We start from the raw sequence: 14,183 nt of genomic DNA, 5'->3' as shown, positions 1-14,183 counted from the left end.
CATTTCCATTAATGGTTGTAGCGTCGTATTTGTACAATCATCCCCATTCTAGGATGGTCGAAATAGTGTATTTCATTACTAATCACACGTTTAAATTGTGAAAAGCGAGCTTTCTCGTAGTCACCAGTCTCTAAACGTTTGCTAATATCAAAGTCGGCATTAATGAAAAGGTAATGGCGTACATATATTTTCATTAAGCCATCTAACTCCCACTTGGGAGCACTTTGTATTGTGTCAGGTATATATTGCTGTGTAGGCGAGACCAAGCTTATAAAATCGGTATCAATATTTGTAGTCGTTGATTGTTCAGATTGTAAATGCTCCCCAGCAAATAGGCGTATACTGGGCGCTCTTGATTGGCTCATTTCAGGGAAACGCCAACCGGTATGCAAAATAGGGGTTAAGCCTTTTCTATCCAGCTGGTTTTTTTGTTCAGTGAATTGTAAATCTGATGAAGCGATAAGATATATTTCATCAGTATCTTCACGAGACTTAACTGAAGGTGTAACAGGTAATTGCGTATAGCTAGATAAAAAGTCCACACTATCATCACACACATTAGAGTGCGGTGAGTTGCTGACTAGACTGTCTGTAAAAGAGTTTGATTTAAAACGAGTGTCACCTTCTATACAGGCTTGCCTTGCTTGTTCTTCAAGGGCTGGCGTGAGCAAGTCCAGTTTGTTCTTTGCATTGATTTCATCGTGTTTTAAACTGAAATCTTCTTGTAAGTAAGGGGCAGGGCGCTGTTTATAAATAAGAACTTCAATTTCGAACCAGCGAGTTGCAAAGGCTGAGCTCGTAAATAAGCAGCAAAGCAAAATAAAACTATTTCTAAACAACATTAATGGCTAACCTTTTTTTCGAAATCTGCAATCATTGCAGTGACCATTTTTAAGCGTTCACGAGGATTTGCCTCGCTAATAGCAAAGCGCAGTTTGTTTGCGCCATCCATTTTATACACCTGCGGTGCACTTTGTATCAAACCTATAATGAAGCTAGGGTTAACCTTTGTATGCTGGCTAAACTCAAAATAGCCGCCTTTCGGGTTTGCTTCAATCTTCTTAATACCAATATGACTTGCTTGTAGTTTTAATTGCTGCAGACTGAATAAGTTTTTCGTCGCGTCAGGCAGCAGACCAAAACGGTCAATCAGCTCGACTTGTAACTCGTCCATATCATTGAGGTTAGCACAGCTTGCAATGCGTTTATAGATACCTAAACGTGCATTTACATCATGAATATAATCATCGGGTAATAACGCTGGTAGCTTTAAGTCAACCTCAGTTTGCTGGCCGAGCAAGTTTTCAAGGGTTGGCTCTTTGCCTTCTTTGAGCGAGTTGACCGCCTGTTCAAGCATCTCCATATACAAACTAAAACCAATGGTTTGCATTTGACCTGATTGATCATCACCGAGCAGTTCACCAGCACCACGAATTTCTAAATCATGCGTTGCGAGCGCAAAACCTGCACCTAGATCTTCCAGTGATTCAATTGCTTCTAGGCGCTTAACGGCATCTTTAGTTAACGATTTGGGGTTGCCAGTCAGTAGGTAGGCATACGCTTGGTGGTGGCTACGGCCAACACGACCACGCAATTGGTGAAGCTGTGCTAGACCGAGCTTGTCTGCTCTATCCATAATAATAGTGTTGGCAGTGGGTACATCGATACCGGTTTCGATAATGGTGGTACACACAATCACGTTATATTTTTGGTGATAAAAATCACTCATAATTTGCTCAAGCTCGCGCTCTCGCATTTGACCATGTGCCGTTGTTACGCTGGCTTCAGGTACCCATTCAGTGATTTCTTCCGCAACTCGGTCGATCGTTTCAACATTATTATGTAAGAAATACACCTGACCACCACGTTTAATCTCACGCAGAATTGCTTCGCGGATAAGTTCAGCATCTCTTTGTCTAACAAAGGTTTTAACGGCTAAACGTTTCGCAGGCGGTGTGGCAATAATGGATAAGTCACGCATGCCACTCATTGCCATGTTTAATGTACGTGGGATAGGGGTTGCAGTGAGCGTTAAAATATCGACATCGGCACGTAATGCTTTAATTTTTTCTTTTTGGCGCACACCAAAGCGATGTTCTTCATCAACAATCAATAATCCCAAGTCTTTAAATTGAATATCTTGTTGAATAAGCTTGTGCGTACCAATTACGATATCTAATTTACCTTCGGCCATTCTATCTAGGGTATCTTTCTGCTCTTTGGTTGAGTTAAAACGTGATAAAACACCCACCTCAATGGGTAAATCGGCAAAACGGTCTTTAAAGTTTTCATAGTGTTGTTGAGCAAGCAGTGTGGTCGGGACAAGTACAGCGACTTGCTTATTATCATTTACTGCAACAAAGGCTGCGCGCATTGCCACTTCTGTTTTACCAAAGCCAACGTCACCACACACTAAACGGTCCATTGCTTGTTTACTTTGCATATCACCCAGCACAGACTCTATGGCGTTGCGTTGATCGTCAGTTTCTTCAAATGGGAAGCTATCGCTAAACTGACGATATGCACTGCCATCAAGCTTAAATTTATTGCCAGGCTTTGCTTGTCGTTTAGCGTAAATATCTAATAGCTCAGCAGCCACATCACGGACTTTCTCGGCGGCACGTTTCTTGGCTTTTTCCCACGCATCGGAGCCTAATTTATGGAGCGGGGCAGAGGCTTCTTCGCCACCTGAATAGCGGCTCAGCATATGTAACGCAGAAACGGGCACGTATAGTTTTGCCTCGTTGGCGTAGATGATCGTAACAAACTCGGTGATCACACCCGCAGCATCGATAGTTTCAAGGCCTTGATAGCGGCCGACACCATGGTCAAGGTGAACAATTGGTTGGCCTTCACGTAATTCAGCAAGGTTACGAATAAGCGCATCTTGGCTGGCTTCGTATTTGTGTTTACGGCGTCGTCGCTGCGAAACCTTGATGCCTAATAACTCTTGCTCTGTGATGATGGTTAAACGCGGTTTACCGTCTAACACCACACTTTGCTCAAGTGGTGAAACGATAAGGCCAACATCACTGGTACTATTGGTAAAATCGCTAAACGATTCAAATTCTTTAAGCTTTAAACCACTTGGTTTTAATAAGGTGAGTAATGATTCGCGGCGGCCATCCGATTCAACTGAGAGCAGCACGCGGCCTTTTTGTTTTTTCTCGCTGGCAACATAGTCAATTAAACCTTGATACGGTTCATGTAACTTATGATCAATACGCACATTCGGCAGCTCTTTACTGGCAAGGTTTGTATGCCCTGCTTTGGTGCCTAACTTTGCTTGCGATAAACGAATACGTGCGTATTTAGCAAATTCACCAAATAGTTCATTAACGCTTTGATAGAGCTTTACAGGTTCAAGTAAAGGCCTGAGCGGATCAACACGGCGGTTTTCATAGCGTACATTCACATCATGCCAAAATTGATCAGCTGCATGTTCTATATCGCCAAAATGCATAAACGTCGTATTGCTTGGTAAGTAATCGAAAATAGTTGCCAGTCCATCAAAAAACAGTGGCATGTAATATTCGATACCCGCAGGCCAGGTTCCTTTGGTAACCTGCATATAAATTGAGTCTTGCTCAGAGCTTGCGCCAAAATGTTCACGATAATTAATACGAAAACGCTCAATGTCAGCATCGTTGGTTGGGAATTCGTGAGCTGGCAGTAACTCAATTTTGTCGACCTTTTCATCTGAACGTTGGCTTTCAACATCAAATAAACGAATGCTGTCTAGCTCATCATCAAAAAAGTCTAAACGAAATGGGTGCGGGCTACCCATAGGGTATAGGTCAACGATAGAGCCGCGAATCGCGTATTCACCATGCTCCATCACTTGTTGTACATGTAAATAGCCCGCTTGTTCTAAGTTTTCACGCAGTGTATGAGTATCTAGGGTATCGCCCACTTTAAAGTTAAGGGTTGAACCATAAATAAACGAAGCAGGGGCGGTACGCAGCATTAAGGTTGACACTGGCACGATTAATACACTTTGTTGTTCTTTTTTTAAGGTATTTAACGTGGCTAAGCGCGCCGAAATAATATCTTGATGCGGCGAAAAATGATCATAAGGCAGTGTTTCCCAGTCAGGGAAGACCATGACTGGGTTTTCAGGCAACAGAAATTCGAGTTCAGTTTCAAGGCGTAGGGCACTTGGCGTATCAGGGGTGACAATCACAACCAGCTCGTTGTGTTGTTTTACACCTTCTGCGATGGCGATGCTAAGACCGCTACCGGTAAGTTGCCCCCATTGAATTTTATCTTTTTCAGATTTTACCCAAGGCAATGCTGCCCATTGCGCAAACGCCATTTACTACTCCTTTAAACTGTTTTTACTGCTTAGTCTCGATAAATCTTGGTTAAGTCCTGATAGTGATCGATACGACGATCACGAAGGTATGGCCAAATTCGACGTATGTTTTCACTACGTGCTTGGTCTAATTCAACAACGAGTAATTGCTCATCGCTGTTGTTCGCTTCAGCTAAAATTTCACCTTGAGGACCCGCAATAAACGAGTTACCCCAGAACTGAATACCTTCACTTTGAGTGCTTGGATCACTTTCGTGGCCAACACGGTTACAGCTGATCAACGGTACGCCATTGGCAACTGCATGAGCGCGTTGTGAAATAACCCAGGCGTCTTTTTGACGTGTTTGCTCGTCTTTTTCATCACGCGGGTCCCAACCAATGGCTGTAGGGTAAATTAAAATTTCAGCACCGGCCATGGCCATTAAGCGTGCAGCCTCTGGGAACCACTGATCCCAACACACTAATACGCCTAGTTTACCAACAGAGGTTTGAATAGGCTCGAAACCTAAATCACCCGGTGTGAAGTAAAACTTCTCGTAAAAACCTGGGTCATCAGGAATATGCATTTTACGGTATTTACCGGCAATGCTGCCGTCAGTTTCAAGTACCACAGCAGTATTGTGATAAAGACCTGTAGCACGCTTTTCGAATAATGATGACACGATCACCACATTGAGTTCTTTGGCAAGTGCACCTAAGATGTCTGTGCTTGGGCCCGGAATGGTTTCTGCTAAATCAAAAACATCTACATCTTCGGTTTGGCAAAAATATAAACTGCGGTGTAGCTCTTGTAGAACAATAAGCTTAGCGCCTTGGCTTGCTGCATCACGAATACCAGCAATTGATTTTGCCATATTGTCTTGAGCATTATCGGTGTTTGATTGCTGAACAAGAGCAACCTTTAAATGCGTTGGTTTAGTCATTGTTTGTTCCTGCTAAAAAGCCGCGCGGTAATTGCATTGTAATACAGTGTAAGCTGCCAAATTGGTGAATAATTGGCACACAATTAATACCCACCACAGTGTGATCTGGGTATGCTTTGGCAACCTGACCAAGCGCCAGTTGGTCGTTTTCGTCACCATAAATTGGCACTAAAACGGTTTTATTGATAATTAAATAATTAGCATATGTGGCAGGGAGTCTGTCACCATCTTCATTGAACACTGCTTTTGGCCAAGGTAAGGCAATCAGCGTGTAGTTTTCACCTTCTGCTGTTTTAAATGATTGCAGTTGTTTTTCCATTGCATCAAGGGCAGCAAAGTGCTCATCATTTTTATCGTCGCACTGAACATAAACAAGGGTGTTGTTTGGTGCAAAACGTACCAGCGTATCAATATGGCTGTCGGTATCATCACCTGCAAGATAGCCGTGATCAACCCAAAGGAAAGACGTAGCACCCAGTTGCTCAATCAGCGTCTTTTCTATATCCGCTTTTGTAAGTTCTGGGTTACGATTTGGGTTTAATAAACATTCGCTGGTTGTGAGTAGCACGCCGTGTTCATTAATTTCAACGCCGCCGCCTTCAAGAACCAGCTCACTTTGCTGATAAGCATTTTTAGGATTAGCGATTTGCTTTACAAGCACTTGATTAATTTGGTTATCGAGATCACTTGCAAATTTATTGCCCCAGCCATTAAAAATAAAATCCATCACTTTTAATTGCGTTGCGTCATCAATATTCGCGCAGGTCAATGGGCCATGGTCACGTGCCCAGGTATCGTTACACGGTGTCACCACAAAGTGAATGCGATTAGCATCAACCTCTGTATTTGCAAGTAAAGCTGCAATATGTGTTTTTAGGGCATTATCATGGGCCACGATAACAACATCTTGTTGTTGGCTAATTGCTTGGCAAAGCGCTACATACACAGGCTCAACAGCTGTTAAATTTGCTGCCCAATCCGTGTCTTGATGAGGCCAAGTGAGCATTACGGCATCTTGCTCAGCCCATTCAGGTAAAAGTCTAAATTTCATGAAGGTAATAAACAAACTAAGGTGGGGCTAGTTTAGCATTTTAGCCATAGATGTCAGCTTTTTGTGCGCGATTAAGCGCGATTTTTAATTGTCTTGCTGATTGTTTTCTTGCTGACGTTTTTTTAGTTGACGTGTTTGTGCGTGTAAGGCAGCCCTTACGACTAAATCTTGGTCAGCATCACGAATGGCAGTAAACAATAAGGTATATTGATATTTATCATCATCGCATTTTTCAATGGCCACTAATTCGGTATAGCAATAAATAGCCGATGCTTCGTGTTGTAAGAATAACTTAGTGCGAAATGTTTGCCCTAATTCATATACATCAGTTGAGGTCAATTTTACGCCACCGCCGCCATAACTATCGCAATAGTTTGCGTTATCGTCAGGCTGCTCTGAAGCTAAGATATGACTCATGATTAAATCGATTTTACGAGACTGCGCCTGTAAAAACGCTGCCAATTCCTGTGCAACATCACCTAGATTACGCAGTGGTCGTAAGCTTGTTTGTTCAAGTTCGTTTACTTCGTTGGCAAGTTTAAATAGAGCAGGGATATCCGCTTCGAGTTCAGCATTGGTTTTTGGCACAGCACTTGATTCAACCGCATATAAATTGACACGGTTGCTCTCGTTGATTTGAAAAAACTGTTCAAATTCGGCTAATTTTTGATTATTCATGCTGTACTCCACACATCTTTCCTTAATACTAGCGTTGGAAGCTGTAAATTGCTAGTAATCCAATAATCAAAAAAAGGGCAAACTCATTGTTTGCCCTTCATTTTTTACAGATTACCCTCTTGGGTTTTGACATGTTCTTGTTGATGATGTTCTGCTATCTCATCAGCAAGTTCATGTCTTGAGCGTTTTTCAGTTAACTTACGCGCCGTTAACCAATAAAAGAATAAAGGCACAAAGAATACCGCAAGGAATGTGGCGGCCATCATTCCGCCCATAACACCCGTACCAACACTGTGACGTGCCCCCGCGCCTGCACCAGTGCTCAGTACTAAAGGCACTACGCCTAAAATGAAAGCAAGCGAAGTCATAATGATTGGTCTAAAACGTAAACGAGCAGCCTCAAGTGCAGCAGTACTTGCGCTCCAGCCTTGTTGATGTTTCATCAAGGCGTATTCAACGATAAGAATCGCGTTTTTACTGGCAAGACCAAGTAGTGTTACCAGACCAATTTGGAAGTACACATCGTTTGTCATGCCAACAACCCAAACCGCTATAAGCGCACCAAAGGTACCAAATGGCAGGGCAAGCATAACTGAAAATGGTAATGACCAACGTTCATATAGCGCTGCTAAAATCAAAAATACCATGATCACAGCAAGGCCTAAGGCAATTCCTGTGGTACCAGAACTGCGTTTTTCTTGGAATGCAGAGCCTGTCCATTCGTAGGTCATATTAGGGGGTAACACGGCTTGTGCAATTCGTTCAACTTCAGCAATGGCTTGGCCTGAGCTGTAACCTGGCGCTGCATTACCCATCAGTTTAACAGCTGGTAAGTTGTTGTAGCGGTTAAGATTTTCTGGGCCACGGCTATACTCAATGGTGGTGAATGCTGAAAGCGGTACCATAGTACCTTGGTTGTTTTTAACATAGATACGGCCAATGTCATCAGGCTTCATTCTAAATTCGGGTTCAGCAGACATTAGCACTTGCCATGCTCTACCAAATTTATTGAAGTCGTTAACGTAATAAGTCCCTAAGTTACCCGCAAGGGCATTAAATGCAGCATCTATCTCAACACCCATGGCACGCGCTTGTTCACGATCAATATCCACTTTTAATTGTGGGGCATCTGGTCGCCAGAGTGTTTGCAGACCACTGATGATAGGGCTCTTTTGCGCTTCGGCTGTCATTAACTGCATGGCTTGCTGTAGCTTATCAGGGTCACTATCACCTTTGTTTTGAATGTAAAACTCAAAACCACCGGTATTACCTAAACCAAAAATAGCCGGAGGATTAAAGGCAAGCACCAGCGCCTCCTTAATACCTGCTGTTTTCATGAAGAGCTCTTGCACCAATGCTTTGGTATCAACTTCGCGTTCATCCCAATGCTTTTGGGTCACGAATAAGGTCGCAGCACTATTTTTGTAGCCACCACCAATAAAGTCAAAACCGGTAAACGCCACCACGTTCTCGTTAGCAGGGTTTGACTGCACGGCTTTTACAACTTGTTGCGTTACTTGTTCGGTGCGCTCAAGTGATGAACCGTCAGGTAAGAAAATCGCAGAGATGTAATAACCTTGGTCTTCATCAGGCACTAATGAACCAGGCGTATTTTGCCAAAGGCCTATAGTTGCAACAATCATCCCAGTCATAAGAATTAAACCGAGTAAACCGCGTCGAATCATAAAGCCAACGGCACCTACATATCGCCCTGTGATTTTTGTAAAAGTAGCATTAAACCATAAGAAGAAGCGGGCTGTTTGCTTATGCTCTTGCTTCAAAATAAGCACACAAAGAGCAGGTGTCATTGTTAAGGCGACCACACCCGATAAACTTACAGCAATCGAAATGGTAATAGCGAACTGGCGGAATAATTCACCAGTTAAGCCACCTAAAAATGCGATAGGCACAAACACTGAACACAGTACTAGAACAATCGCCACAACAGGGCCGCTAACTTCACCCATGGCCTTAACTGCGGCGTCTCGTGCACCTAGTCCTTCTTCGTGCATGATACGCTCAACGTTTTCAAGTACAACGATAGCATCATCAACAACGATACCGATTGACAGCACCATGCCGAATAAGGTTAACGAGTTAATTGAGTAACCCAGCATGTACATACCCGCAAACGTGCCCAGTAGTGATACGGGGACTGCGAGAGTTGGAATAAGTGTTGCGCGCCAGTTTTGTAAGAATAAATACACTACTAAGAATACCAATACCATGGCTTCAAGCAGTGTTTTTACTACTTCACGAATCGATACTTCAACAAAGCGGGTTGTGTCATATGAGGTTAAATGAGCAAGTCCGATAGGGAACTGACTTTTCATTTCTTCAATAACACTGTTTACTTCTTCAGCAACATCTAGGGCATTGGCGCCTGGTTGTAAGAAGATACCTAATAGTACCGCTTCTTTACCGTTTATTGTGCCTTTAAAGTTATAGTCTTTTGAACCCAGCTCAATGCGTGCTACGTCTTTTAATCTTAAGCTACTGCCATCAAGATTTGAGCGAATAATAATATTTTCAAATTGCTCAGGCTCTGACAAACGGCCTTGTGCGGTCACACTGTAAACCAGTTCTTGAGGAGATTTAGACGTTGGTGTCGCACCAATTTTACCGGCAGCATATTGTGAGTTTTGCACACGAATGGCGGCTGAGATTTCTTCAACAGTGACACCGAGCTGGCTCATAACATCTGGACGTAACCAAATACGCATGGCGTAATCTTTGGCACCAAATATTTGCACACTCGTAGTGCCTGGAATACGTTTAATACGATCCAGCACATTCATAGTGACATAGTTTGATGTCCACAAACTTGAGCGAGAACCATCAGGTGAATAAAAAGCGTGCACCTGTAAAAAGCTAGAAGAGCCTTTTTGTACCACCACACCTTGGCGGCGTGTTTCTTCTGGTAAGCGTGCTTCGACCTGCTTAACACGGTTATTAACATTGACTGCGGCCTGATCGACATCAGTGCCAATTTCAAATGTTACTTCGATTGTGGTCGAACCCGAGCTAGTTGAAGTAGACGACATATACATCATGCCCTCAACACCAGTTATTGCATTTTCGATCGGCGCTGCCACTGTTTGTTCGAGTACCTCGGCAGATGCACCTGGATAGGAAGCTGTCACTTGCACTACAGGAGGCGCTATTTCAGGGTACTGAGCAATAGGTAAACTGCGCATCGCAGCAAGGCCCGCAAGCACAATAACAATCGATATAACAAACGCGAAAATCGGTCTGTCTATAAAATAACGAGAAAACATAAGACTCCCTGTGCTTATTCTGCGTGGCTTGAGTTAGCGGCTGGTTTGCCAACATTGACTGGCATACCTGGGAAGAAAATACGCGCCATGCCATCAACAATCACTTGGTTGCCTTCTTTTAAACCACTGCGAATTAACCAAAAGTTTTGGAATTGTTCATTGTTTGGTTTTTTTATCCATTCACCCACTTCAACAGGCGCAGGTAGTGCTACATCCATACCTTGTTCATTTTTACTCACAACATAAACAAACTTGCCTGTGCCGTTATCGAGTACGGCGCGCTGTGGTACGATGATGGCATTTTTGCGTACCGCGCCAGTTAGCTCAATTCGGACAAATTGGCCAGGTCGTAACTGAAAATCAGGATTTGGGATCACAGCTTGAAACTCGCTGGTGCCGGTGTTCGGATTGATACGCACATCAGAGAAGTTCACTTCGCCAGTTTTAGCGTACAAAGAACCATCTTGAAGTTTTATTTGCGTTCTCCAGTGGCCTTGCTCTGGTAACGTTAGTGAGCCATTTTTAACATCTTGACGCATTTGTAGTTGTTCGCGCTCTGACAAACCAAACCGAATACGTATAGGGTCAAACTGGGTCATTTGCGTGAGTAAAACGTCAGGGCCTGAAACAAACGTACCTTCAGAAACAAATTCACGTCCCATTACACCCGCAACAGGGGCTTTTACTTGGGCATATTCAAGATTTAATTGTGCTTCTTTTAGCGCAACCTTGGCCGCTGCGAGGTTTGTTTTGGCAATATCATTAGCTGAGCTCGCGTTATCATAATCGCGTTGTGAAACTGACTTCTCTGCACGAAGTTTTCCTAAACGTTTAACGTCTCGTTCAGTTTGTACCAGCGATGCCTTGGCACCATCAAGAGCCGCCTGGGCACGATCAACAGCTAGCTGGTATGGTTCAAGATCAATAGTAAATAGTGATTGACCTTGTTCGACACGCTGACCTTCTTCAAAATTACGTGATTCTAGAATACCCGCTACACGCGCTCGAACTTCAACTTCTTTAGAGCCAGATAGGGTTGCTGGTAATTCAATCGTGAATGGTGCATCTTCTGTTTTTATGGTCATTGTAGCAACAGCAGCAGGATGCATTTGCTCTTGTGGTTTAGGGGCCTCGGAACAGCCTTGCAATACAAGTGGTGCAGCGATCAAAAATAGTAAAGATAATGATAATTTGGCAGGTGCGAAAGACAGACGCATGTTTACTCCACAGTCCAATTGTTAAGTATAGTAAGCATAGTCGATAGCCCACAAGTCATGAAAAGGCGAACCATGCTAGGATTAAGCGCAATCAGTGTATACCTAAAACTTTTAAAGGTACACCATTTAGTTTACTTTTTGGTTTGTTTTTTAGACTAAATAATGAATGCTCTGTACATAAAAATTACTGAGTTTTGTGCGAAGTGAACAATAAAAAGTATGAAGACTACCGTTTGTAGTCTTCTAAGGGTTTAATTAACGATTAAGTAGTAAAGCGAGCTCTTTTATATCATTAACAATGTAGTCAGGTTTTGTCGCTAGTGGATACAGCGCTTTACCGGGTCTTGCAACAAAGGCTGTTTGCATACCTGCGGCCTTTGCACCGGCAACATCCCAACCGTGAGCGGCTACCATCAGTGCCTCATGGGGTGCTACATTAAGTTGTTTAAGTAGCCACTGATATGAGCGAAGATCGGGCTTATATACCTTGATATCTTCAACACTGTATCGGTCACTAAAAAATTTCGTCAAATCAGCGTGTTTAAATTGCGCTGCTACCCCTTTATTTGATGAATTAGTAAAGCTTACTAACTTAAAGCCTTTATCATTAAGTTGAGCAAGTCCGTGCTTTACATCTGGGTGTGCTGGAAGAGATAAAAGCGGTGGTACAATCGCTTGTTTTGCCTGCTCTTTAGTAATATTAATTTGATGGTTACTTGCCACCATCATCAATGCTGCGACACCAATTTCACCAAAATCATGGTAGTCATTCGTCACGGTGCTAACTAATGAGTGATGTAACATGGTCGAAAACCAAAGAGGCAATAGTTGTGTTTGTCCGTTAAGTGCTTCCCCGACAGAGTCCCTCATTTGTTCAAGGTCAAGCAAGGTTTCGTTAACATCAAATACAATTACTTTTGGGGTTTCAAGGTGTTGACTATTTGCCATAGCTTCACTCCCAATTAAGGTGCTAAATATTAATATACAAGCACCTAATAATTTAGTTGATAGACTGACATTACGCATCCTGCAACCCTTTTGCCGCATTTAATACCTCACTTGGCTCTGCACGTAGCGTATAGTCTTCTTTAGCAAATACATATTGAACAGTACGGTCTTTATCAATAACGTAGGTTGCAGGAAGAGGAAGCTCGTAACTGTTATCCCCATTTGCACTAGGAATATCCAAGCCCAGCTCTTGATAGACTGGAATTAAGCGTTCATCTAATGTGAACACTAATCCACATGCTTTTGCTAGTGTATTTTCAACATCTGATAAGACCGTAAAGGCTAATTCATTCTGTTGTTCAGTGGATAACGAGTGATCAGGTAACTGTGGTGAAACTGCTACTAGTTGAACATGGTGTTTAGCAAACTCGTCCTTAAGTGCATTTAGCGCACGTAATTCTAAGTTACAGTATGGGCACCAACCGCCACGGTAAAAGCTAAGCACCAGAGGTCCTTTGTCTAATAACTGCGAGAGTGTCACGGTTTCACCATGACTATTTGGCAAGCTAAAGTCAGGAAATACTGCGCCTACTGGTAATGCATGTTGATTTAACTGCTCAGCGATCAGTTTGTCGGTGGTAATGTCCATTAAGTTTAAGATATCGCTTGGGACATTTGCTTTTTTCTGTACTTCGAATGCGTCAATTTGGCTTTTTAAAGACATAGTGTGGCTCCAGACCATTAGGGTAAAAAATGCAGTATAGTGTTTTATTTTTTTATATATACTAGGCAAAAGTGAAAGCTAAATTCGAAAATGTTGAACTGAAAATATGTATAGCCTATCCGATTTAGAAACATTTATAGCGATTGTTGAGAACCAAGGGGTCGTGGCGGCTGCAAAAGCACAAGGTTTATCGCCAGCAACAGTGAGCCACCGTTTAAGTAAGCTTGAAAAGGCACTTTCAACCGTGCTTATTTTTCGGGATAGCCGACGGATTAGGTTATCACCAGCAGGAGACGTCTTTTACCAACGCGCAAGCGCAATTTTGGAAGCGTTGTATGATGCTGAGCATCAAATAGGTGCAAGAGGGTCGGCAATATCAGGGTTATTACGTGTCACCATGCCGCCATGGGTCTTTTCTAAATTTGTTATGCCTGAGCTTAATCAGTTTGAGCAACAATACCCTGATTTAAAACTGGATTTTATGATTACAGATCATTTTGTGAATGTAGTGGATGACGCACAAGATGTGGCGATTAGGGTAGGACAGTTAGTTGACTCTAATTTATTATCTCGAAAACTTGCTGTTAACTCGCGTATTCTATGTGCTGCACCAAGCTACATTGAAAAATATGGTATGCCAAAGTCAGTGGCTGATTTGGTTGATCATTACTGGGTGTGTTTACCGTGGCAACGCCAACTTAAGCTCATCGAGAATAATCAAGTCACTCATCACAATGCGCGTACTCGATTTACTATTTCAAACTCAGATAACATGACTCAAGCAGCGATTGCAGGGCATGGTATCACCATCAAATCACACATTGCTATTCAGGATGAACTCAGCAAAGGAGAGTTAATTGAAATATTACCCAATTGCTTAGCTGATGCAGATGCGCCAGTCTGGTTTTTAAAACCTCAAAACAGTTTAGTCACTCGAAAAACAGAGATATTTTATAATTTCATGAAAAGTTTATTTACTTAGAGAACAGAAAATTAACAAATTGTCTTGTAATTAAAATGAAATCTCGTACCCTTAGTTCTAAAATAAC

10 protein-coding genes are annotated in these 14,183 nt (G+C 42.6%); 1 reads left to right on the top strand and 9 read right to left on the bottom strand.

Annotated elements, in window-relative coordinates:
* Positions 1–8: 8 nt before the first annotated feature.
* The 9 genes from L0Z67_RS09515 to L0Z67_RS09475 all read right to left on the bottom strand — a co-directional run bounded on the left by L0Z67_RS09515 (position 9) and on the right by L0Z67_RS09475 (position 13,134).
* Complete coding sequence (locus tag L0Z67_RS09515) at positions 9–842, bottom strand: peptidoglycan binding protein CsiV (protein WP_062569262.1); 834 nt, start codon at positions 840–842, stop codon at positions 9–11.
* Positions 842–4,315: a transcription-repair coupling factor gene (gene mfd, locus L0Z67_RS09510; protein WP_062569261.1), complete on the bottom strand. Its 3,474-nt coding sequence runs from the start codon at positions 4,313–4,315 to the stop codon at positions 842–844. Before mfd ends, L0Z67_RS09515 begins: the two co-directional genes overlap by 1 nt.
* Positions 4,316–4,344: 29 nt before the next feature.
* Entirely contained in the window at positions 4,345–5,238 is an 894-nt protein-coding gene (locus L0Z67_RS09505) for a carbon-nitrogen hydrolase (RefSeq protein ID WP_405127903.1), read from the bottom strand.
* Positions 5,231–6,289, bottom strand: coding sequence for an agmatine/peptidylarginine deiminase (locus L0Z67_RS09500; RefSeq protein ID WP_193987408.1), 1,059 nt, complete (start codon positions 6,287–6,289; stop codon positions 5,231–5,233). The genes L0Z67_RS09505 and L0Z67_RS09500 overlap by 8 nt, the downstream gene beginning before the upstream one ends.
* 84 nt (positions 6,290–6,373) lie before the next feature.
* Entirely contained in the window at positions 6,374–6,967 is a 594-nt protein-coding gene (locus tag L0Z67_RS09495) for a PilZ domain-containing protein (RefSeq protein WP_237114165.1), read from the bottom strand.
* 104 nt (positions 6,968–7,071) lie between these two features.
* Positions 7,072–10,245 carry an efflux RND transporter permease subunit gene (locus L0Z67_RS09490; RefSeq protein WP_193987406.1) on the bottom strand — a complete coding sequence of 1,058 codons (3,174 nt, stop codon included), beginning with the start codon at positions 10,243–10,245 and terminating at the stop codon, positions 7,072–7,074.
* A gap of 14 nt (positions 10,246–10,259) precedes the next feature.
* The gene (locus L0Z67_RS09485) at positions 10,260–11,462 is read right to left on the bottom strand and encodes an efflux RND transporter periplasmic adaptor subunit (RefSeq protein ID WP_405127902.1); all 1,203 of its coding nucleotides are present in this window, start codon (positions 11,460–11,462) and stop codon (positions 10,260–10,262) included.
* Positions 11,463–11,717: 255 nt separating this feature from the next.
* Positions 11,718–12,410, bottom strand: a complete 693-nt coding sequence (locus L0Z67_RS09480) for a haloacid dehalogenase type II (protein WP_405127901.1) — start codon at positions 12,408–12,410, stop codon at positions 11,718–11,720.
* A gap of 70 nt (positions 12,411–12,480) precedes the next feature.
* Complete coding sequence (locus L0Z67_RS09475; RefSeq protein WP_193987403.1) at positions 12,481–13,134, bottom strand: peroxiredoxin-like family protein; 654 nt, start codon at positions 13,132–13,134, stop codon at positions 12,481–12,483.
* 106 nt (positions 13,135–13,240) lie between these two features.
* Here L0Z67_RS09475 and L0Z67_RS09470 point away from each other — a divergent pair, with 106 nt between their 5' ends.
* Complete coding sequence (locus L0Z67_RS09470) at positions 13,241–14,116, top strand: LysR family transcriptional regulator (protein WP_193987402.1); 876 nt, start codon at positions 13,241–13,243, stop codon at positions 14,114–14,116.
* Positions 14,117–14,183: the final 67 nt, after the last annotated feature.

The organism is Pseudoalteromonas sp. PB2-1 (assembly GCF_045040605.1).
Lineage (GTDB): Bacteria > Pseudomonadota > Gammaproteobacteria > Enterobacterales > Alteromonadaceae > Pseudoalteromonas > Pseudoalteromonas arabiensis.
Note: the sequence above shows the minus strand (reverse complement) of the source record. Positions and strands in the feature narration are given on the sequence as shown.